This window comes from Lentzea kentuckyensis, from assembly GCF_002150765.1.
GTDB lineage: Bacteria > Actinomycetota > Actinomycetes > Mycobacteriales > Pseudonocardiaceae > Lentzea > Lentzea kentuckyensis.
In genome coordinates this window covers 59,156-79,009 of record NZ_MUYM01000056.1, presented here as the reverse complement: position 1 = coordinate 79,009, position 19,854 = coordinate 59,156, and the positions used below count along the sequence as shown (strand labels likewise).

The following is a 19,854-nucleotide window of genomic DNA, read 5'->3' as shown; positions in this document are numbered from 1 at the left end:
AAGGGGGGCGAGGATGACCGAGTTCGTTGCTGCCGCGCTGGCGTTCCCGACCGTGCTGTTCAGCTTTCTGGTGCTCGTGGTGCTGGCGTACTGGCTCACCGTGGCGTTGGTCGGCATCGACTTCGACGCCCCGGTACTGCCGATCTCGATCTCGCTCTTCGTGTTGATCACGTGGTTCGCGGCGCTGGTCGGCACGGTCATCACGCCGGAGGGCAAACTCCGGTACGTCGTCCTCCTCGGCGCGCTGCTCGCGGGCGCGCTGCTCACCAAGATCTTCCTGATCCCGGTCAGGAACTGGACCAAGCCGGAGAAACCCGCGTCCCGCAACGATTTCGTGGGCCGCACGGCGATCGTGAAGACAGCGCGGGTCACCGAGAACTACGGGCAGGCCGAGGTCACCGCCGACGACGGCGGCACCGCGGTCGTGCAGGTGCGAGCGGCACAGAGCACCGAACTGAAGGCGGGACAAACCGCGCTGATCTTCGACTACGACTCCGAGGGCGAGTTCTTCTGGGTCGTGGACATCACCACAGGGGGCTGACAATGGGTGCGATTTCCACGGGGTTGCTCGTGCTGATCGCCGTGATCGTCGTCGTGCTGATCTTGGCAACGATCACGCTGAGCAGGTTGTTCAAGAAGTGCGAGCAGGGCAAGGCGCTCATCGTCTCGAAGATGAGAAAGGTCGACGTGACCTTCACGGGCACGGTCGTCCTACCCGTCCTGCACAGATGCGAGACGATGGACATCTCGGTGAAGACCATCGAGATCCGCCGGGCCGGCAACGAGGGCCTGATCTGCAAGGACAACATCCGCGCGGACATCCGCATCACGTTCTTCGTGCGGGTCAACAAGACCGTCGAGGACGTCATCAAGGTCGCGCAGGCGATCGGCACCGAGCGGGCGAGCCACGAGGCCACGCTGCAGGAGCTGTTCAACGCCAAGTTCTCCGAGGCGCTCAAGACCGTCGGCAAGCAGCTGGACTTCGTCGACCTCTACACCCACCGCGACGAGTTCCGCGACCGGATCGTCCAGGTCATCGGCACCGACCTCAACGGCTACAGCCTCGAGGACGCGGCCATCGACTACCTGGAGCAGACGCCGCTCAAGCAGCTCGACCCGGCGAACATCCTGGACGCGCAGGGCATCCGCAAGATCACCGAGCTGACCGCGATCGAGCACGTCAAGACCAACGAGTTCACCCGCAACGAGGAGAAGGAGATCACGCGCCAGAACGTCAGCGCGCGTGAGGCGATCCTGGAACTCGAACGCCGTCAGGCGGACGCGGAGATCCGGCAGAGGCGCGAGATCGAGACCGCCCGCGCGCAGCAGGAGGCCGAGACGCAGAAGGTCCAGGCCGAGGAACGGCTCAAGGCCAACACCGCGTTCATCCGCACCGAGGAACAGCTCGGCATCCAGACCGAGAACAAGGCCCGCGAGATCGCCGTCGCCGAGAAGAACCGCGAGCGCGTGATCGCCGTCGAGACCGAGCGCATCGAGAAGGACCGTTTGCTGGAGGTCATCGCCCGCGAGCGCGAGACGTCGCTGCGCATGATCGAGAAGGACAAGGAGCTCGAACACGAGCGCCGCGCGATCGCCGACCTGGTGCGCGAGCGGGTCGCGGTCGAGAAGACCGTGGCCGAGCAGGAGGAGAACATCAAGCGCCTGCGTGCGGTCGAGTCGGCCGAACGCGACCGCCAGCAGATCGTGATCATGGCCGAGGCCGAGGCGCAGCAGTCGCTGGTCAAGGACATCAAGGCCGCCGAGGCCGCGGAACAGGCCGCGCAGCACAAGGCTCGCGAGGTCGTCGTGCTCGCCGAGTCCCGTCAGCAGGCCGCGGACCTCGACGCCCGCGCCAAGATCCGGCTCGCCGAGGGCATCCAGGCCGAGTCCGCCGCGGCCGGCCTGGCGAACGTCATGGTCAAGGAACGCGACGCCGAGGCCATCGAGAAGGTCGGTCGCGCCGAGGCCGTCGTGGACCGCGAGAAGGCTCTGGCGGACGCCGTGGGCATCAAGGAACGCCTCAAGGGCGAAGCGGAAGGCTTGTCGCACAAGGCCGAAGCCATGGCCGCGCTCGACACCGCCACCCGCGAGCACGAGGAGTACCGCCTGCGCCTCGAGGCCGAGAAGGAGATCCGGCTCAAGGGCATCGACGTGCAGCGCCAGATCGCCGAGGCCCAGGCCATGGTCCTCGCGGCCGGTCTGGAGAAGGCCGACATCGACATCGTCGGTGGCGACACGATGTTCTTCGACAAGATCGCCAGCGCCATCACCGCGGGCAAGCAGGTCGACAGCTTCGTCGGCAACTCCGACGTGGTGCAGGCGCTGGGCGCCAAGTGGATGGACGGGACCTCGAACTTCCCGGAGGACCTGACCAAGATCCTCAGCTCGTTCACGACCGGTGACGCGCAGAACATCGCCGCGGCGATCGCGCTGACCCAGATGGCCAAGAACAACGGCCAGAACGCATGAGCGGTCTCGACGCGGGCACCTACGAGGTGCTGCGGGCCCGGCTGGCCGAACAGGCCGCCGGGCTCGCCCGGAGCACGGAAGCGCTGAACGCCCAGCGCGTCGAGACGTTCGGCAGCACCGCGCTCGAACTCCTCGCCACCGAACGGATCCGCACCGAGAACAACTGCGTGCCGCGGGACATCGTCGCGCTCGGCGACGAGATGTTGTTCGGTTACAACGTGTTCATGGGCCTCAAACCCGAGACGGCGGTCAGCGACGTCTTCGCGGTGCACGGCAGGGACTTCAGCGCGGTCGAGGCCTCGTTCCTGCAGGACCCGAGGTTTCGCAACGACTTCGCCGAGCTGTACCGCTACTACCGCGAAACGCGTCTGCTCCAGCTGCGGATCGTCGAGTCACGGTTGCTCGCGGTGTTCCAGACCGGCGCGCGGATCGAGGACATCCGCGTGCTGCGCTGGGACGTCGGGGTCGACGGCACGGTCACCTACCTCGACAACCGCGGCGACCGCGACCACGTGTTCCCGCCCTCGCACGACGTCACGTGGGTCGAGACGACCCGCGAGCAGCACGTGCTCGGGCGGCACCCGCACATCGCGATCGAGAACGAGGTCTTCGTCGAGACGGTCGGCGGCACGCTGACCGTCAAGATCGAGAACAACACCGAGGTCGGCCAGGGCATCTACGAGGAGCCCGTCGACGAGCCGTTGCAGAGCCTCGCGGACGCCGACGTGCACTACGCCCGCGTCGGCCCGCTCATCCTGCTCAGGATCCGCCCGTACAACGAGACCGCGTGGCGTCACCTGGTCTTCAACACCCGCACCAAGACCGTGGCCAGGCTCGACGGCATCGGCCAGGCCTGCCAGCGGCTGCCGGAGGACCAGGGGATCATCTTCCCCGGCGGCTACTACCTGGTCACCGGTGCGGACAAGACGTTCGACGTCGAGACCGGCGACCTGGAGTTCGAACGGGTCGTCCGCTCGGCGAACGGCGAGGACGTGCTGTTCGTCTACCACGCGCGTCGCGATGGCCGCAGCTTGCTGTTGCCCTACAACGTGATCCGCAAGGAAGTCGCGACGCCGATCACCTGCCACGGCTACTCGCTGTTCGCCGACGGCACGCTGGTGGTCTTCCGCGAGACCAGTTCCGAACCCGTGCGCGTGCACCCGATGCAGGTCTGGCGCACGCCGTTCGTGCAGGACGAGGTGCTGCCGGAGCAGGCTGGTCCGCTCGCCAGGATCGGCAACGCCGAACTGGTCCGCGGCATCTCGGACTGCCTGTCGATCACCAGGATGAGCGCCGAGATGACGCCCAGCGCGCCGGTGTTCGAGGGCCTGATCGCGTTGTGCACCAGGGTGATCGACGGGGTGCACTGGCTCGACGAACTGGGGTTGAAGCAGGACGTCCTGGCCGTTCGCGCCACCGCCGAACAGGTGCTGGACGAGTTCGAGGCGGTCCGCACGCTCACCGAGCACGCGGCCCAGCAGCTCCACGCGGCTGCGGAGAAGCTCGCCTCGCTGATCAGGCTCGCCAGATCCGCGGCGCCACGAAGCGCCGACGAGTGGGTGCGGCTGCTGGCCGACCTGCGGTCCGCGCAGGGCCGGTTGATCACGCTCAAGGACCTCAGGTACGTCGACCTGGAGGAGATCGACCGGCGCGAGGCCGAACTCGTCGAGGAGCTCGGCGCGTCCGCACGCCGGGCCGTCGCGTTCCTCAGCGGTGAGGGCGCGTTCGCCCAGTACCACGAGGAAATCGAGCAGATCGCCGCCGCGGAGCTGAAGACCGCCGCCGAGGCCAAGCCGCTCAACGAACGGCTGGCGCAGCAGCAGACCGGGCTGGAGGTGCTGACCGAGGTCGTCAGCACGCTCGACGCCGCCGACACCACCACCCGCACGGCGATCCTGGCGAGCATCGGCGAGGTGCTGGCCGCGGTCAACCGGGCACGGGCCACTGTGGACGGTCGCCGGTCCCAGCTCGCGAACGCCGAGGGCAGGGCCGAGTTCGCCGCGGAGTTCGCGCTGCTCGGACAGGCCATCACCGGTGCGCTGTCGGTCGCGGACTCCCCGCAGCGCTGCGACGACCAGCTCGGACGACTCCTCCTCCAACTGGAGAACCTGGAGTCGCGGTTCGGCGAGTTCGACGACTTCCTGGCCCAGGTCGGTGCCAAGCGGACGGATGTCTACGAGGCCTTCTCCGCCCGCAAGCAGACGTTGCTGGACGAACGCGCGCGCAAGGCCGACCGGCTCGTGCAGTCGGCCGAACGCGTGCTCGGTACGATCCGCCGTCGCCTCGGGAAGCTCACCTCGACCGACGAGATCAACACGTACTTCGCGGGCGACCCGATGGTCGCCAAGGTCCGCAACGTCGCCGAGGAGCTCCGCAGTCTCGGTGACGTGCGGGCGGACGAGCTCGACGCGAGTCTGCGTGATGCCCGGCAAGAGGGAGGCCGGGCACTGCGCGACCGGGCCGATCTTTACGACGGCGCGTCGATCGTGCTCGGTCGTCACCGTTTCCCGGTGACGACCGAGCCGATGAACCTCACCCTGGTCCCGCGTGACGGCCGGCTGTTCTACGCGGTCACCGGCACGGACTACCGCAGCGAGGTCACCGATCCGGCGTTCGCCGAGACCAGGCCGTTCTGGGACCAGCTGCTGGTCTCGGAGACCCAGGACGTCTACCGGTCCGAGCACCTCGCGGGGTGTCTGCTCGCCGAAGGCCGCACGGACGTGGTGAACGCCGCCGCTGAGCGTTACGACGAGGGCTACGAGAAGGGCGTCCACGACCACGACGCCGAGAAGATCCTTGCTGTCCTGCAACGACTTCACTCCGGCGCCGGGCTGCTGAGGTACCCGCCGGCCGCCCGTGCCCAGGCCCAGCTCTTCTGGTCGGAACAGCCGGAGGACCAACGGTTGACGTGGGCGCGCAAAGCCGAGTCGCTGGCTCGCGCCCGCAGGATCTTCGGTGGCACGCACGGCATCCCTGAGCTCACGAGGCAGTTCGGCATCGACGACCTGGCCGCCGAGTACCTGTTCGAGGAACTGGCCTGCGAGCCGCGGGGATTCGTCACCAGCAAGGCCGCCCGGACCGTGATCGACAGGTTCAGAGCCGTGGTGACCGAGGACCTGTGCGACCGCGACCTGATCGAGGCGTGGCTGCGGGCGTTCCTCGGCGACGAGGACTGTCGTGAGTTCCCCGAGGTCGTCGCGGTCCTGCTCACCGACCTGCCGCGGTACGACTCCAGCGCCTCGCTGACCGAGACGGTCACCGGGCTGCTCGGCACGCACCCCAGGATCGAAAGCCAGTCGATGGACCTGCGCCTCGACGAGGCCCTGACCAGGCTGCGCGCGTTCCAGCGCACACAGGTCCCCGCCTTCCGCGCCTACCAGCGGAAACGAGACACGCTCATCGCCGAGGAACGCCGGCGGCTCCGGCTCGACGACTACCGGCCTGCGGTCCTGAACACGTTCGTCCGCAACAGGTTGCTCAACGAGGTGTACCTGCCGCTGATCGGCGACAACCTCGCCAAACAGCTGAACGACGGCACCGGCCTGCTGATGCTGATCTCCCCGCCCGGCTACGGCAAGACGACGCTGATGGAGTACGTCGCGAACCGGCTGGGCATGGTGTTCGTCAAGGTCAACGGCCCGGCGCTGGGCAGCGGCGTCACCTCGCTCGATCCCGAGGAGGCTCCGAATGCCACCGCACGCCAGGAAGTCGAGCGCATCAACTTCGCGTTCGCCCTCGGCAGCAACGTTCTGCTGCACCTCGACGACATCCAGCACACATCACCTGAGCTGCTGCAGAAGTTCATCTCGCTGTGCGACGCACAACGACGCGTTGACGGCGTCTGGGACGGCGAGGCACGCACGTTCGACCTGCGAGGCAAGCGCTTCGCGGTGTCGATGGCGGGCAACCCGTACACCGAGACCGGGCGCGCGTTCCGCGTTCCGGACATGCTCGCGAACCGCGCGGACGTGTGGAACCTCGGCGACGTGCTGTCCGGTCGCGACGCACTCTTTGCGCTGAGCTACCTGGAGAACGCGTCCGCCTCGAACCCGACGCTGAACGGCGTCGACGTGGAACCGTTGGTGCGCTTGGCGAACGGCGAAACCGTCCGCCACGAGTACGAGACCGTCGAGCTGGACCGGATGTTGTCGGTGGTCCGGAAACTGCAGCGGATCCAGGAGGTCGTGCTCGCGGTCAACCAGGAGTACATCGCCTCGGCCGCGAGCGGCGGTGAGTTCCTCCTGCAGGGCAGCTACCGCAACATGAACCGGATGGCGGCGAGGATCGTCCCGGCGATGAACGACGACGAGGTCGAAGCGTTGATCGACGACCACTACCTCGGCGAGGCTCAGCTGCTCGGCATCCGTGCCGAGGCGAACCTGAAGCGGCTGCGAGAACTGAAGAGCTAGCCGCAGTCCAGGTCGAGGTCGTCCAGGTCGCGCCCGTCCGGTCCGCGCAGGTCGATCGGGTGCAGGTGGTGCTGCTTCAGGAAGTCGCAGAACTCGTCGGTGTCGAACGGCCACGTCAGGCAGCGCTCGAAGTCGTCGTCCCCGATGTACTTCGAGTCGCAGCGCAACAGGTCGTACAGGCTGGGCGGACGCGGCTTCGGTGGCGGCGCCACCGAAGCCGGCGGTTTCTGCCGGGGCAACGGCTTGGCCGCCGGAGGAGGCGGTGGCGGCGGGGGCGGCGGCAGCACCACCACGGGACCGACGGCGGAAACGGTCGTGGTGGCGGTCGCGATGATCGGAGGTGGAGGAGGCGGAGGCGGTGGAGCGACCAGGCGGATGTCCACCGGTCTGTTCGGTGCGGCGAACAGCGCCGCGAGCAGGGCGGCACCCATCACCGCCACCGCGGCCCCGAAGTAGCCGCGGCGTCTGACATCAGTCATCGCTTCCGCTCCCCAGGTTCCGCCTGCCCGGTAGCCGCCGTCCCCGTGGAATCGTTGCGCCCGCTAACGGTGTTACTCAGCCCGTCTTGTCGGGTCCGGCAGCGGTCAGCGAGATCCGCAGGATCACCCGCTGCTCGCGTTCCATCGCGGCCCGGTAGTCGTTCCAGTCGGAGTGCTCGCCGGAGATCGTCCGGTAGTACTTGACCAGCAGGTCCATCGCATCGGGCAACGGCACGACCGTCGCCGTTCCGTTGATCTGGATCCACCGCCCGAAGAAGCTGTCCGGCAGCACACACAGTGCGACGTTCGGATCACGTTGGACTTGCTTGGTCTTGTACGCCGTCGCTCGTGTGGAGACGAGCACATCGCCGTTGTCGTCCAGCGCGACGAGCACCGGCGACATGGCCGGCGTCCCGTCCGCCTTCAGCGCGCAGAACACCGCGCGGTGCTGGCTGCGGAGCACTTCCCGTGCCTGATCCAGGTCCATGGCCATCATCTTCGCGAGACGAGACGATGTCCGCATGCCCGACCCGAACTCCGTGAGCTGGCAGATGCACGCCGACCCGACGATGTGGATCGCCGGGATCGCGAGCCTCTACCTACAGGCGTTGCACCCCAAGGCCGTTGCCGGCGTGGTGCAGAACTCGAACTTCCAGGCGGACCCGCTCGGCCGGTTGAAGCGAACAGCGGACTTCGTCGGACTCGGCGTCTACGGCACCGACGAGGAGATCGCGGCCGCCGCGGCACGGGTGCGCGCCACCCACCGCGGCCTGCGCGGTGTCGTCGACGGCCGGACGTTCCGCGTCGACGAGCCCGAGCTGTTGCTGTGGGTGCATTGCTCGGAGGTCTACTGCTTCGAAACCGTTCTCGACCGCGCGGGGTACGGACTGACCGATCGACAGAAAGATCGTTACTACGCGGAGCAGCGTTTTGCCGCGACGCTGGTCGGTCTGCACGAGGACGAGGTCCCGGGCTCGCGCCGGGAAATGGCCGAGTACTTCGAACGGATGCGTCCCGAGCTGTGCCGAACGGCCGACTCCGACGTGATTTACACCTTCCTGCACGGTCCTCCTGTGCAGGGTTGGGTTCGCCACGGACTCCCGGTCTACCGGGTGCTGGTGGGCCACCTGGCGTATTCGGTGCTACCCGATTGGGCGCTCGAACTGCATGGTCACAGGCCGTATGCGCACGCCGACAGATGGTTGCGAATGATGCGCCGAGCTGCGCTTTTGGTGCCGGGCAAGATCAGAAGACTCGCTCCGCCCGGCCACCTCAAACGCGCGATCGAGCGGCACGGACGCCATGTGACACCCAGCAAGGCGAGGCTGCCGTAGTTGTCATACATCACAGTCGATCATCGCCGCAGATCCGTAGCATTGCTCACGACTCCACCACCCCCTTGGAAGGCTTGTCGTGATTCGTCGTGCTGTGCTCCTGACCGCCGTAGCGGTGTTCGCCACCGCCTGTGGGAGCGGTGACACGAGCACAGTCATCGGACGTGCTGACACGGGCAAGCTGACGATCGGCATCCGCTACGACCAGCCGGGCCTGAGCGAGCGACGGCTCGACGGCCGGTACGTCGGCTTCGACGTCGACGTGGCCAAATACGTGGCGAAGGAGCTGGGTGTCCAGGACAGCGGCATCACCTTCAAGGAGGCCCGCGGCGCCGCCCGCGAGTCGATGCTGCAGAACGGTGAGGCCGACCTGATCGTCGCCTCCTACTCGATCACCGACGCCCGCAAGGAGAAGGTCGCCTTCGCCGGCCCGTACTTCGAGACCGGCCAGGGCATGCTGGTCCGCTTCACCGAGGCGTCGATCCAGGGCCCGGAGACGCTGAACGGCCGCAAGCTGTGCTCGGTCAAGGGATCCACCTCCGCGCAGAAGGTGAAGAGCGACTACGCCCAGGGCGCGCAGCTCGTCGAGTACGGCCAGTACTCGGACTGCGTGATCGCGCTGATGGCGGGCAACGTCGACGCCGTCACCACCGACGAGGTCATCCTGGCCGGGTTCGCCGCGGAGAACCCCGAGCTGCTCAAGCTGGTCGGCAAGCCGTTCTCCAAGGAGCGCTACGGGATCGGCGTGCCGAAGGGCGACGGGAAGTCCCGCGACGCCGTGAACGAGGCCATCGAGAAGATGATTTCGAGCGGTGAGTGGAAGCGGGCCCTCGAACGCAACGTCGGTCCGTCGGGTTACGAGATCCCGCAACCACCCCAGGTCACCGAGAAGAGCTAGTTGGTGGCGGCGGACTTCGACGTCCAGGTCGCCCAGTCCAACGCCCAGTCCCAGTAGTCGCGGTCTTCCGGCCCGAGCTGGATCGTGGTTCCCACGACCTCCACCGGGTCACCGGTGATCGTCAGGTCGTAGAAGATCTTCGCGTTCTGACCGGACAGGTTCGCGCATCCGTGCGAGACGTTCCTGTTGCCCTGCGCGGAGATCGTGCCGTTGTTCTCGTGCACGAACTCGCCGTTCGCGGAGATCTGCACTGCCCACGTGACCGGGATGTCCCGGTACTTGAAGTAGTCGCTCGTCATCAGCTTCCTGGCTTCCTTGGCCATCACCACGTGGGTACCGGACCGCGTCGTCGACATCGCTTCGTCCGCCTTGCCGTACGACGCGGGGAAGTCGTGCAGCAGCACGCCATCGCGGTAGACCTCGAACCGATGCGTCTGGGTGTTCGCTTTCGCCACCAGCGCGCGATCGGCGATCTTGAACTGCACGTGCACGTCCTCGGCGCCGAAAGCGCCACCCCCGAACGGCACCCCGTAGACGTCGGCGTTGACGGAGACCTCGGTGTTCGGCTTCCAGTACTCGCGCGGCCGCCAGTGCGCCTCGGTGTCGGACAGCCACGCCCACGCGCCTTCGGTCGGCACGGAAGTCGTGACGGTCATGGCTTTCTGCACCGAAGCCTTGTCCTGTACCGGCGAACTGAACGTCACTTTGACCGGCATCGCGACGCCGTAGGTCTGGTGGTCGCCGACGTTCATCGACGCGCTGGTGAGCCGCTCCGGCCTGAGCGTGCGGAACGAACCGGAGACCGGCACGTCCGCGCCGTCCTCGCCCTTCGCCGAACCGGACCACGTGTAGACCTTGTCGTAGCCCAGGTCCTCGGTGGCGACCCACTTGCCGGCGGTCAGCTCCCCCTTGACCACCTTGCCGTCGGCGCCCGTGAGCGCGACGGAGGTCAGCGAACCTCCAGTCACGTCAACCTGAAACGGTCCCGCCGGGCTGATCCCCTCGCCCTGCGCGGGCGTGACGGTCAACGCCGCCTTCGCCTTGTTCGCAACGACCGGCGCGGCAGGCGCCGACGGTCCGCCGGGCGAGGCGCTGCAAGCGGTCAATCCCAGTAGTACAGCCAAGATCAGCGGCCGGATCACGTTCTCTCCCCAAGATCCCCAGTGCAATGCCTCAAGAGACGCGTAGGGGTACCGGCACGTTGCGTGGCAGTTCGCGATCACCCACCCGGACCAGCGGGTTTCCTCCTATTGAGGCAGCCAACTGGCCAGTAATGACCTGTAGTGCTATGACGCATCACACGTTAGGCTGACCCGCGCAGGCCGTGGTTTCTGTGTTCGTGCTTCACACGCTCGCGGAACGACACGCGGGCGTGATGCGCGCTCTCACGAGCGAACTGACCGCCCCCGGGACGGCCGGGGTTGCACGGTGCAGCCCCAAGCTTTCCTGCGATGGAGGCAGGTACATGGCACAGGGCACTGTCAAGTGGTTCAACTCCGAGAAGGGCTTCGGCTTCATCGCCCAGGACAACGGCGGCGCAGACGTCTTCGTCCACTACTCGGAGATCCAGGGTCAGGGTTTCCGCACCCTGGAGGAGAACCAGCGCGTGGAGTTCGAGGTCGGGCAGGGCACCAAGGGCCCGCAGGCGCAGAACGTCCGCGCCGTCTGATCAGCCGCAGTTGAGTCGTAAGTGAGAATGACCCTCGGCCGGGCTCGGCCGAGGGTCATTCTTCGTTTGTTCGAGGGCTTTCGAACGACCTAGTGGCCGCGCTGGCGCGCTTCCCACTCCAGTCGCTGCATGACCCACTCCGTGGCGAGCGCCTGCGGGGAGGTCTGGCGCTCGGCGGCGAGCTCCTTGAGCTGCTCGTTCGCCATCAGCTGCAGTCGCAGCTGGTACACCTGCGCGTTGCCGAAGCCCGAGGCGGTGGTCTCGTTGTCCGCGTCCGGGGCCAGGGCAGCCAGGTAAGAGGTCAGCTCCTCGTCGGGCAACGTCTCCTGCTGCTGCGGTTCGTCCGCGGGACGGTGACGGCCGGACTTGGAACGTCCGAGGGATCCTATGGGCACCGGGACACGATAACGGCTCGGTCACGGAAGCCAAACCCCTGTGACCTGAGTCACCCCAAGGTGTAAATGGGTCTACTCAGAGTGGATCTCCGCCGGGTCGCACCGAGGACATGGAGAGGCCCCCGCGCCAGGGGGAGGAACGCGGGGGCCGGAGGGGATCTCCACAGGCGCTGACCGGGGGTGTGTCAGCTTTTGGATTGTTGCACGCGCACAAGCCGTGTGGGGAGTGGTTGCGCGCAAGATTCTTAAGTTGCCGATGGACGGAAACCCCGCAGTCGCAAGCTATTGGTAACAACGAACACGCTGCTGAAGGCCATTGCGGCCCCCGCGATCATGGGGTTCAGCAGTCCCAGTGCCGCGAGTGGAAGTCCAGCGACGTTGTAGGCGAACGCCCAGAAAAGATTCCCCTTGATGGTGCCCAACGTCTTGCGGGACAAGCGAATCGCGTCCGCCGCCACGCGCAGGTCGCCGCGCACGAGCGTCAGGTCGCTCGCCTCGATCGCGACGTCCGTCCCGGTTCCCATGGCCAGTCCCAGATCCGCGGCCGCGAGCGCCGGCGCGTCGTTCACGCCGTCGCCGACCATGGCCACAACTCGGCCCTGTGCCTGGAGATTCCGCACCGCTTCGACTTTGCCGGAGGGCAGGACGTCGGCGATGACCTCGTCGATGCCCACCTCGGCCGCGACCTCGGCGGCGACCGCGGCGTTGTCGCCGGTCAGCAGCACCGGCCGCAGCCCCAGTTCGCGCAACGACCGAATCGCCTGTGCGGACGTGGGTTTGACGACGTCCGACACGACGACGAGTCCGACAACCTTGTCATCAAAGGAAACCGCGACAACGGTTCGAGCGCCCTGTGCAACTGCGGCCTCGGTCAATTCCTGAGGTAGCGAAACGTTGCGCAACCGTCCGACGACAACGCGTCGGCCTTCCACCACGCCGCTGACACCGATGCCATCCGTGGAAACGAAATCAGAAACCGGTTGCACTTCGTCGACTTCGCGCACGATCGCCGCCGCGATCGGATGTTCGGACGCGTTCTCGACGGCCGCCGCGAATCGCAGCACCTGGTCCCGGGACACACCGTCCGCGGGAATGACGTCGACCAGGGTCAGGCGACCGGTGGTGACGGTGCCGGTCTTGTCCAGCACGACGGTGTCCACCCGCCGCGTCGACTCCAGCACCTCGGGACCCTTCACCAGGATCCCGAGCTGGGCGCCGCGCCCGGTGCCCACGAGCAACGCCGTCGGCGTCGCCAGCCCGAGCGCGCAGGGACACGCGATCACGAGCACCGCCACGGCCGTCGTCACCGCGAACTCCAGCGGCCGCCCGGCGAGCAGCCACGCGCCGAACGCCGCCAGTGCGATCAGCACGACGACCGGGACGAACACGGCCGACACGCGGTCCGCCAGCCGTTGCACCTCCGCCTTGCCCGCCTGGGCCTGCTCGACCAGCTTTGCCATCCGGGCGAGCTGGGTGTCCGAGCCGATCGACGTCGCGGAAACGACCAGCCGCCCGCCCGCGTTGACCGTCCCGCCGACGACCGGATCGCCGGCGCCGACCTCGACGGGCACCGATTCCCCGGTGACCATCGAGCGGTCCACGGCCGAGCTGCCCTCGACCACTAGGCCGTCCGTGGCGATCCGCTCACCCGGACGGACCAGGAAGCGTTCGCCGACCTGGAGCTGGCCGATGGGTACACGGGTCTCCACGCCGTCGCGCAGCACCGCCACGTCCTTGGCGCCCAGCGCGAGCAGCGACCGCAGGGCGGCACCCGCGCTGCGCTTGGACCGGGCCTCCAGCCAGCGTCCGAGCAACAGGAACACGGTGACGCCGACCGCGACCTCCAGGTAGATGTCACCTGAGGTGGTGGGACGCGGCAGCAGGCTGAACTCGTGCCGCATGCCGATCGTCCCGGCCTCGCCGAACACCAGCGCGTAGAGCGACCACAGGTACGAGACCGTGACGCCCATCGACACGAGGGTGTCCATCGTGCTGGCGCCGTGCCGTGCGTTCACGAAAGCCGCGCGGTGGAACGGCCAGCCGCACACCCACACGACCACGCTGGCCAGCGCCAGCGACACCCACTGCCAGGTGGGGAACTGCCACGCCGGGACCATCGAGAACGCGATCACCGGTAGGCCGAGCATTGCGGCGAGGGTGACCCTCAGCCGCAGCTCACCGGCCTCGTCCGCCTCGGGAGCCTCCGGCGGGGGCTCCTCCGCGTCGTAGCCCGCCGCGCGCACGGTCGACACCAGGTCGTCCACGCGCAGGTTGTCCGGGAACTGGACGCTGGCCTTCTCGGTCGCGTAGTTCACGGTGGCGGAGACGCCGTCGAGCTTGTTCAGCTTGCGTTCGATGCGATTCGCGCAGGAGGCGCACGTCATGCCGCTGATGCTGAGCTCGACGTGACGAGGCTCGGTGGTGGTCATCAGGCGACCTGGTACCCGGCCTCGGTGACGGCGGCGACGACCTCCGCGCGGTCGAGTTCGCGGTCGCTGGTCACGGTCACCGCGCCGGTTTCCAGGACGACGTCGACGCCCGTGACGCCGGTGACCTCGCCCAGCTCCTCGGTGACGGAGCTGACGCAGTGACCGCAGGTCATGCCGGTGACGGTGTAGGTGGAGGTGACGGACATCGGAGCCCTTTCTCTCTACGGGTCTCCGAGTCTATACCCCCCTGGGGTAGGAAGATCTACTGAGGACTGTCGGGTTTCGGCTGGTCCAGGTTCTGGATGTCCGACTCGATCTTGTTGACCAGCTCGTCCAGGCCCTCGAGCATCTTGTCGAGCTCGGCCATCCTGGAGCCGAACGCGGACTCGATGTCGGCGTCGATGGTGTTCAGGTCGATGCCGCTGAGCGCTTTGAAGATCGCCTCCTGGTCGACCGCGGGCGGTATCTGAGATGCGTTTTGGCCCTCTGCATCGGGGGAAGGCTCCGGCGTGGGGTCGGTCATCGGTCCATCATCCCCTGGCCAGTTCCCCACGAGACGCGGACCGCACCAGTACGGAAAGTAACGCTGGGTGGCGGTGGAATCACTCTGCGGGGGGCTGCGGCCGTTGTCCCAGGTCGCTTAGCCTCGCGCCACACCTCAAGTCGGGGAGGGTGCTATGAGCGGGTCACTGGAAGTGCGGAAGTTCCTGTTCACACAGGACGACAGCATGTCGCGACAGGGCGGGCCGAGCGTGCCGGCCCAGCGCAGCGGAGAACCTTCACGGATCTCCGACGATCAGGTCCACCGGGCGAGGCTCGCGGTCGCGCGGAACGCCCTGGGCACCGAGGACTGCCGGATGCTGCTCGACATGCTGGGGCTGTCGCCGGGCGAGGACGGCGGTACGCCACCGGTGCAACGGTGAAGTGATGCGTACGCGAATGCGGCCCTGACTCCAGACGCGCACCCCCCGGAGCGCGTCTGCAGGACAGGGCCGCATCTCGAAACATACCCACGGGTCTCTTTAGCGGCAACGGCTAACCTCTACTCATGCCCCAGCAGGACCGGGCGTATGCGACGCGAGAGGCGATACTCCACGCCGCGGCGGAGGAGTTCGACCGGCTCGGCTACGAGCGCGCGTCGCTGACCGCCGTGTTGGCGCGCGCCGGGCTGACCAAGGGCGCGTTCTACTTCCACTTCCCCTCCAAGGAAGCCGTCGCCGGTGCCCTCATCGAGCGGCAGAGCGACCTGTGGGCGCAGATGAGGGAGTCGTGGCGGGCGCGCGGTGTCGATCCGCTCAGTGCCCTGCACGGCATGTTCCTCGAGTCCGCCGACCGGATGGCCGCGGACGTCGTGCTGCGCGCGGGCGTGCGGCTGAACGCCGACCGCGAGATCGGTTATCCGGGCGTGCCGAGCGCGCACGCCATGTGGGAGAAGTTGATCGCCGGTTATCTGGCCGAGGCGCTGGAACGCGGAGACCTGCGGGCCGGCGTCGATCCGGAGGCCGTGGCGCGGACGTTGTGCGGGGCCACCCTGGGCGCCCGGCTGATCTCTTCGGCGACCACGGCGTGTGCCGATTTCCCGGCTCGCATCCGTGAGGTTCTGGCGCACGTGCTGCCGTGCGTCGCAGCTGCCGAGTGGAAGTTGTCTGGATCACAAAACGCGGTTGACGGGGCTGTTGGGCCCTGAGCAGGCATTTGTTGATCGGGGAGCACTGGCCCTGAAGGTGGTTTGGGCAGGTCAGCACACAAGTGGGACCCCCGTTTTGGAGGTGCGTGGACCTATGCCATATGCTTACGATGCTTCCAGAGACCAGCTAGTCCCCATCATCTAGCGGCCTAGGATCCCGCCCTTTCAAGGCGGTCGCGCGGGTTCGAATCCCGTTGGGGGCACGCAGTAAGATAGAGTAAGATCTGCAAGTGCAAGAGCAAGGCCCAGTGGCGCAGTTGGTTAGCGCGTCGCCCTGTCACGGCGAAGGTCGCGGGTTCGAGTCCCGTCTGGGTCGCTTTCTTGTTTCATGGCCAGGTAGCTCAGTTGGTACGAGCGACCGCCTGAAAAGCGGTAGGTCGGCGGTTCGACCCCGCCCCTGGCCATCCCTCTTCGAAAGAAGCCCCGCAGCGTGCTGCGGGGCTTCTTTCGTTATCCGGTGATTCGGGCGATGGCCTGGTCGTCGTGTGTTTTGTGGCGGGGCCAACGCTGGTGTTCCGGATCACTGCGCTCTGCAGTGCGGATTTGGTCCAGCACTTCGCCCAGTGGCATTTCTTCCAGGTCCTCCCAGGAGAAGAGTCCGTAGTCGGACACTCCACATGAGACGCCGTCGGTGAGAGCGATCACTTTCCTGATTTCCGCTCGCGGCCAGCTCGCCGTCCGGGCCTGGTGTGCGGCAACGGGTTCCGCCTCGGCGACCCACCAGCCGTCCGGCTTGTTCTTCCACGCCAGGATATCCGGCTGCGGTCGCAGATCTTCGAGCCGGGTGTCCTCGAGCACGTGGGTCGTCCGTCCGAACGCGACAACCGGGGTGTCGCACAGGACCAGGGCGTCGATCCTGTCGTCGGTCCAGCGCACGATCGACGCGGTGGCGGACGGGGAGTCGCCAGGCACGAGGTCGTGTTCTCGCACGAGGTTCGCGATGGCTTCGGCGAGGACGTCGGTCAGCGGGTCGGTGTCGTTGATCAGCCTGGCCAGTTCGTCGGCGAGTTTCGTTGCGTACCAACCGCCGTTGCGGTCCGGCGGCCTGGTTCGCGAGGTGACGCCGTCGAGAACGATCACGGCGTTCGGCAGTACGCGGATCCGATCCTCGGTGACTCGCCCGGGAGCACCCTGCTCAGCGGTCTCGATCATCACGGCTCCACCGTACGTGTCAACCTTGGTTGACGGATCCCGATTGTCAACGTACGTTGACAGCATGACTGAAGCGACGGATCTCGCCACGGCGGCTGGAGACCGCGACCCGAAGGTCGGGTTGCGGGCCGTCACCGCGCTGCGGCGACTTTTGGAACATCTGGAGGCCGCCCAGGTCCGCAGTGCGCGGGCTCAGGGCTGGTCGTGGCAGGACATCGCGGCGGAACTCGGGGTGTCCCGCCAGGCGGTGCACAAGAAGCACGGGGGTCGATGATGGTTGGCGAGCGGTTCACCAAGGAGGCCCGCGAGGCGGTCAGGGCCGCCGTGCGGGACGCGGAGAAGGTGCACGCCGGCGAGGTCGGGGTGGAGTTCCTGCTGCTGGCGTTGCTGGACGCGCCGGTGCTGGCCGGCTTCGACCTGCCGCGGGAGGAGTTGGAGACGGCGTTCCGCGAGTACCGGCGCAAGGGCGGGCTGACCAAGGCCGACGCGGAAGCGTTGCGGGGCTTGGGGATCGACGTCGACGCGGTGATCGACTCGGTCGAGCAGTCGCTCGGGACCGGCGTGCTGCGACCGGGGCCGCGCCGGCGGTGGTTCGGGATGCCGCTGGAGCCCGCGTTCAAGAAGGCGCTGGAGAACTCGCTGCGCGAGTCCCGCGACCTCGGCCACAACTACCTGGGTGCCGAGCACATGGTGCTGGCGTTGTTGCAGGGCAAGGGAATCGTGGCCGAGGTGCTGACCGAGCGCGGGGTCACCTACGAGGAGATCAGGAAACGGGCTGCGAGCGCTCGCGCCAGGTGAGCGCGGGCAGGAACAGCTGTGAGAGCGGGCCGATGCTGACCGCGTAGAGGATCGTGCCGATACCGACGGTGCCGCCGAGCAACCACCCGGTGCCGAGCACGAGCAGCTCGACGACGGTGCGCACGACGCGCAGGGAAATGCCCGTGCGGCGGCAGAATCCGGTGACCATGCCGTCGCGCGGGCCCGGCCCGAGACGGGAACCGACGTAGGCGGCGAACGCGACGGCGTTGAGCACGATGCCGAGCGTGAGAAGCACGATTCTGGGCAGAAGTCCCTGTGGCTCAGGGATGATCGCGAGTGACACGTCGACGCTGACGGCGATCAGCACGACGTTGGCGATGGTGCCGACGCCGGGCTTCTGCCTCAGCGGGATCCAGGCCAGCAGCACGACCACGCCGGTGATCGCGGTGATCAGGCCGAAGCTCAGGCCGGTGCGTCTGGTCAGGCCCTCGTGGAGCACGTCCCACGGATCGAGGCCGAGGGTCGCGCGGATCTGCATCGCCATGCTCGCGCCGTAGAGCCAGAGGCCGGCGAAGAGCTGGGCGAGACGACGGGTGGGCGCGATCCGGACGGAGACCTGGTGGAGTGCGGTCATAGTGGCCATGTGGCCATACTGAGCTCCGATTGGCCTGGTAATCCATAGCCAATTCGGGATAATTGGCCTCATGCTCCCACCAGGTGGACGTGTATCGGGTGCCCGGCTCGCGCGGTTGCTCGGATCGTGGCGGCGCGGCGGCGCCCGGCAGGGGTCGGCCGACCTCGCCGCGGCGTTGAAACTGCTGGTCGCGGACGGCCGGCTGCCCGTTGGGACGCGGTTGCCGTCCGAACGCGAGCTCACCGACGCGCTGCCGGTGAGCCGCACCACGATCACCTCGGCTCTGGACCAGTTGCGCACCGAGGGGGTGGTGGAGTCGCGGCGCGGGGCTGGGTCGTGGATCAACGGACCGGTCGGTGCCGGGGGTGGCATCACCGGTGGCGACGACACGTTGATCGACCTGTCCCGCGCCGCGCCTCCCGCGTTGCCGTCGGTGCGACTCGCGATGGACATCGCGCTGGGCCAAATGCCGGAACATCTCGCGTCGCACGGGTACGACGAGCGCGGGTTGCCGGCTCTGCGGCAACGGATCGCGGACCGGTATGCCGCTCGCGGACTGCCGACCTCGGCTGACCAGATCGTGGTGACCTCGGGCGCGCAGCACGCGTGGGCGTTGGTGCTGCGGCTCTTCGTCGGGCCCGGCGACCGGGTGCTGGTGGAGCAGCCGAGCTATCCCAACGCGCTGGAGGCGGTGCGGGCGTCGTTCGGGATCCCGGTACCGGTGCCGATGCTGAACGACGGCTGGGACGTCGACGGCTACGAGGCCGCCTTGCGTCAGGCAGGCCCCCGTTTGGCCTACCTGATCCCGGATTTCCAGAACCCGACCGGACTGCGGATGTCGTCCGAGTCGCGGGAGGCGCTCTCCGCCGTGCTGCGCAGGGCCCGCACTCCCCTGGTCGTCGACGAGACCTTGGTGGAGCTCGCGCTGGACGGTGCCGAAGCGCCGTTGCCGATGGCCGCGTTCGGCGGCGATTCCGTGGTGACGCTGGGATCCGCGAGCAAGTCGCACTGGGGCGGACTGCGGATCGGGTGGATCCGGGCCTCCGCCGACATCGTGCACCGGCTGCTGACGACGCGGGCCGCGATTGACCTGGGCACGCCGGTGTTCGAGCAACTGGTGCTGGCCGCGTTGCTGGAGAACCCGGAACCTGTTCTGCGGCAACGACGTGCGGAGGCTCTGGAGCAGCGGGACGTGACGGTCGCGGCGCTGCGCGAGCATTGTCCACAGTGGAGCTTCACGGTACCGGCCGGCGGGCTCGGGGTGTGGTGCACGCTCGACGGCCCGGTGAGCACGCGGATCGCCGTGGTGGCGCAGAACCACGGCCTGCGGCTCGTGCCTGGTCCGAGGTTCGCGGTGCACGGCGGATGCGAGCAGATGCTCCGAGTGCCGTACACGCAGTCGTCCGAAGTGCTGCGCGATGCGATCGGCCGTTTGGGTGTGGTGGCTGCAACCGTTGCCGGAACAGGGTTTCCGGCGGATGCCGATCTGTCGGTGCCGGTCGCGTGAGACACGTCAGCCCGGTCTCCCACAGCGGTGGAG

The 19,854-nt window shown here is 67.6% G+C and carries 20 protein-coding genes and 3 tRNA genes; 14 read left to right on the top strand and 9 right to left on the bottom strand.

Features of this window, described 5'->3' with window-relative positions:
- The first annotated feature begins 13 nt into the window (after positions 1 to 13).
- From B0F77_RS25430 to B0F77_RS25420, 3 genes are read left to right on the top strand one after another with little or no spacing between them, the layout of a single operon-like run.
- Entirely contained in the window at positions 14 to 541 is a 528-nt protein-coding gene (locus B0F77_RS25430; protein WP_086665486.1) for a hypothetical protein, read from the top strand.
- Between the two features lie 2 nt (positions 542 to 543).
- On the top strand, positions 544 to 2,469 hold the full coding sequence (locus tag B0F77_RS25425) for a flotillin family protein (RefSeq protein ID WP_086665485.1): 1,926 nt from the start codon (positions 544 to 546) through the stop codon (positions 2,467 to 2,469).
- Positions 2,466 to 6,878 (top strand): DNA repair ATPase, encoded by a 4,413-nt coding sequence (locus tag B0F77_RS25420; protein ID WP_086665484.1) that lies wholly within the window; start codon positions 2,466 to 2,468, stop codon positions 6,876 to 6,878. The genes B0F77_RS25425 and B0F77_RS25420 overlap by 4 nt, the downstream gene beginning before the upstream one ends.
- Here the strand turns inward: B0F77_RS25420 and B0F77_RS48075 are convergent.
- Together B0F77_RS48075 and B0F77_RS25410 are read right to left on the bottom strand one after the other, a co-directional pair.
- Entirely contained in the window at positions 6,875 to 7,357 is a 483-nt protein-coding gene (locus tag B0F77_RS48075) for a hypothetical protein (protein WP_158102821.1), read from the bottom strand. The genes B0F77_RS25420 and B0F77_RS48075 overlap by 4 nt on opposite strands.
- A 76-nt stretch (positions 7,358 to 7,433) precedes the next feature.
- Positions 7,434 to 7,844, bottom strand: a complete 411-nt coding sequence (locus B0F77_RS25410) for a PPOX class F420-dependent oxidoreductase (RefSeq protein WP_086665482.1) — start codon at positions 7,842 to 7,844, stop codon at positions 7,434 to 7,436.
- Between the two features lie 34 nt (positions 7,845 to 7,878).
- Here B0F77_RS25410 and B0F77_RS25405 point away from each other — a divergent pair, with 34 nt between their 5' ends.
- Positions 7,879 to 8,691 (top strand): oxygenase MpaB family protein, encoded by an 813-nt coding sequence (locus B0F77_RS25405; RefSeq protein ID WP_086665481.1) that lies wholly within the window; start codon positions 7,879 to 7,881, stop codon positions 8,689 to 8,691.
- A gap of 82 nt (positions 8,692 to 8,773) precedes the next feature.
- A complete protein-coding gene (locus B0F77_RS25400; RefSeq protein ID WP_086665583.1) occupies positions 8,774 to 9,589 on the top strand; it encodes a glutamate ABC transporter substrate-binding protein in 816 nt (271 codons plus the stop codon).
- Here B0F77_RS25400 and B0F77_RS25395 read toward each other — a convergent pair.
- A complete protein-coding gene (locus tag B0F77_RS25395; protein WP_245848608.1) occupies positions 9,586 to 10,695 on the bottom strand; it encodes a L,D-transpeptidase in 1,110 nt (369 codons plus the stop codon). The two genes, B0F77_RS25400 and B0F77_RS25395, sit on opposite strands and share 4 nt — an antisense overlap.
- Before the next feature lie 359 nt (positions 10,696 to 11,054).
- On the opposite strand from B0F77_RS25395, the gene B0F77_RS25390 reads away from it, so the two are divergent.
- On the top strand, positions 11,055 to 11,258 hold the full coding sequence (locus tag B0F77_RS25390) for a cold-shock protein (RefSeq protein WP_030477903.1): 204 nt from the start codon (positions 11,055 to 11,057) through the stop codon (positions 11,256 to 11,258).
- An 89-nt stretch (positions 11,259 to 11,347) separates the two neighbouring features.
- On the opposite strand, the gene B0F77_RS25385 is transcribed toward B0F77_RS25390, so the two are convergent.
- The 4 genes from B0F77_RS25385 to B0F77_RS25370 form a co-directional block, all read right to left on the bottom strand.
- Positions 11,348 to 11,653, bottom strand: a complete 306-nt coding sequence (locus tag B0F77_RS25385; protein ID WP_086665480.1) for a hypothetical protein — start codon at positions 11,651 to 11,653, stop codon at positions 11,348 to 11,350.
- Between the two features lie 245 nt (positions 11,654 to 11,898).
- Positions 11,899 to 14,082: a heavy metal translocating P-type ATPase gene (locus tag B0F77_RS25380; RefSeq protein ID WP_086665479.1), complete on the bottom strand. Its 2,184-nt coding sequence runs from the start codon at positions 14,080 to 14,082 to the stop codon at positions 11,899 to 11,901.
- On the bottom strand, positions 14,082 to 14,288 hold the full coding sequence (locus tag B0F77_RS25375; RefSeq protein ID WP_086665478.1) for a heavy-metal-associated domain-containing protein: 207 nt from the start codon (positions 14,286 to 14,288) through the stop codon (positions 14,082 to 14,084). The genes B0F77_RS25380 and B0F77_RS25375 overlap by 1 nt, the downstream gene beginning before the upstream one ends.
- A gap of 56 nt (positions 14,289 to 14,344) precedes the next feature.
- Entirely contained in the window at positions 14,345 to 14,605 is a 261-nt protein-coding gene (locus B0F77_RS25370) for a hypothetical protein (protein WP_086665477.1), read from the bottom strand.
- Between the two features lie 154 nt (positions 14,606 to 14,759).
- On the opposite strand from B0F77_RS25370, the gene B0F77_RS25365 reads away from it, so the two are divergent.
- The 5 genes from B0F77_RS25365 (at position 14,760) to B0F77_RS25345 (ending at position 16,173) form a co-directional block, all read left to right on the top strand.
- Complete coding sequence (locus tag B0F77_RS25365; protein ID WP_086665476.1) at positions 14,760 to 15,005, top strand: hypothetical protein; 246 nt, start codon at positions 14,760 to 14,762, stop codon at positions 15,003 to 15,005.
- A 125-nt stretch (positions 15,006 to 15,130) separates the two neighbouring features.
- Entirely contained in the window at positions 15,131 to 15,769 is a 639-nt protein-coding gene (locus tag B0F77_RS25360; protein ID WP_086665475.1) for a ScbR family autoregulator-binding transcription factor, read from the top strand.
- 130 nt (positions 15,770 to 15,899) lie between these two features.
- A tRNA-Glu gene (locus B0F77_RS25355) sits at positions 15,900 to 15,972 on the top strand.
- 39 nt (positions 15,973 to 16,011) lie between these two features.
- Positions 16,012 to 16,085: transfer RNA gene (locus tag B0F77_RS25350), tRNA-Asp, on the top strand.
- 14 nt (positions 16,086 to 16,099) lie between these two features.
- Positions 16,100 to 16,173, top strand: a tRNA-Phe gene (locus tag B0F77_RS25345).
- Positions 16,174 to 16,219: 46 nt separating this feature from the next.
- Here the strand turns inward: B0F77_RS25345 and B0F77_RS25340 are convergent.
- Entirely contained in the window at positions 16,220 to 16,921 is a 702-nt protein-coding gene (locus tag B0F77_RS25340; protein WP_086665474.1) for a protein phosphatase 2C domain-containing protein, read from the bottom strand.
- A 64-nt stretch (positions 16,922 to 16,985) separates the two neighbouring features.
- On the opposite strand from B0F77_RS25340, the gene B0F77_RS25335 reads away from it, so the two are divergent.
- Both B0F77_RS25335 and B0F77_RS25330 read left to right on the top strand, forming a co-directional pair.
- Positions 16,986 to 17,195 (top strand): helix-turn-helix domain-containing protein, encoded by a 210-nt coding sequence (locus B0F77_RS25335; RefSeq protein ID WP_086665473.1) that lies wholly within the window; start codon positions 16,986 to 16,988, stop codon positions 17,193 to 17,195.
- Entirely contained in the window at positions 17,192 to 17,719 is a 528-nt protein-coding gene (locus tag B0F77_RS25330; protein ID WP_245848607.1) for a Clp protease N-terminal domain-containing protein, read from the top strand. The genes B0F77_RS25335 and B0F77_RS25330 overlap by 4 nt, the downstream gene beginning before the upstream one ends.
- Here B0F77_RS25330 and yczE read toward each other — a convergent pair.
- The gene (gene yczE, locus B0F77_RS25325) at positions 17,685 to 18,323 is read right to left on the bottom strand and encodes a membrane protein YczE (RefSeq protein ID WP_086665471.1); all 639 of its coding nucleotides are present in this window, start codon (positions 18,321 to 18,323) and stop codon (positions 17,685 to 17,687) included. The two genes, B0F77_RS25330 and yczE, sit on opposite strands and share 35 nt — an antisense overlap.
- A 61-nt stretch (positions 18,324 to 18,384) precedes the next feature.
- On the opposite strand from yczE, the gene yczR reads away from it, so the two are divergent.
- Positions 18,385 to 19,821, top strand: coding sequence for a MocR-like transcription factor YczR (gene yczR / locus B0F77_RS25320; RefSeq protein WP_086665470.1), 1,437 nt, complete (start codon positions 18,385 to 18,387; stop codon positions 19,819 to 19,821).
- The last annotated feature ends 33 nt before the right edge of the window (positions 19,822 to 19,854 follow it).

Coding starts and splice junctions, on each gene's coding strand:
- B0F77_RS25410 (WP_086665482.1), bottom strand. CDS start 7,844: ATGGACCTGGATCAGGCACGGGAAGTGCTCCGCAGCCAGCACCGCGCG.
- B0F77_RS25405 (WP_086665481.1), top strand. CDS start 7,879: ATGCCCGACCCGAACTCCGTGAGCTGGCAGATGCACGCCGACCCGACG.
- B0F77_RS25425 (WP_086665485.1), top strand. CDS start 544: ATGGGTGCGATTTCCACGGGGTTGCTCGTGCTGATCGCCGTGATCGTC.
- B0F77_RS25330 (WP_245848607.1), top strand. CDS start 17,192: ATGATGGTTGGCGAGCGGTTCACCAAGGAGGCCCGCGAGGCGGTCAGG.
- B0F77_RS48075 (WP_158102821.1), bottom strand. CDS start 7,357: ATGACTGATGTCAGACGCCGCGGCTACTTCGGGGCCGCGGTGGCGGTG.
- B0F77_RS25430 (WP_086665486.1), top strand. CDS start 14: ATGACCGAGTTCGTTGCTGCCGCGCTGGCGTTCCCGACCGTGCTGTTC.
- B0F77_RS25340 (WP_086665474.1), bottom strand. CDS start 16,921: ATGATCGAGACCGCTGAGCAGGGTGCTCCCGGGCGAGTCACCGAGGAT.
- B0F77_RS25360 (WP_086665475.1), top strand. CDS start 15,131: ATGCCCCAGCAGGACCGGGCGTATGCGACGCGAGAGGCGATACTCCAC.
- B0F77_RS25390 (WP_030477903.1), top strand. CDS start 11,055: ATGGCACAGGGCACTGTCAAGTGGTTCAACTCCGAGAAGGGCTTCGGC.
- yczR (WP_086665470.1), top strand. CDS start 18,385: ATGCTCCCACCAGGTGGACGTGTATCGGGTGCCCGGCTCGCGCGGTTG.
- yczE (WP_086665471.1), bottom strand. CDS start 18,323: ATGGCCACTATGACCGCACTCCACCAGGTCTCCGTCCGGATCGCGCCC.
- B0F77_RS25375 (WP_086665478.1), bottom strand. CDS start 14,288: ATGTCCGTCACCTCCACCTACACCGTCACCGGCATGACCTGCGGTCAC.
- B0F77_RS25370 (WP_086665477.1), bottom strand. CDS start 14,605: ATGACCGACCCCACGCCGGAGCCTTCCCCCGATGCAGAGGGCCAAAAC.
- B0F77_RS25420 (WP_086665484.1), top strand. CDS start 2,466: ATGAGCGGTCTCGACGCGGGCACCTACGAGGTGCTGCGGGCCCGGCTG.
- B0F77_RS25335 (WP_086665473.1), top strand. CDS start 16,986: ATGACTGAAGCGACGGATCTCGCCACGGCGGCTGGAGACCGCGACCCG.
- B0F77_RS25365 (WP_086665476.1), top strand. CDS start 14,760: ATGAGCGGGTCACTGGAAGTGCGGAAGTTCCTGTTCACACAGGACGAC.
- B0F77_RS25380 (WP_086665479.1), bottom strand. CDS start 14,082: ATGACCACCACCGAGCCTCGTCACGTCGAGCTCAGCATCAGCGGCATG.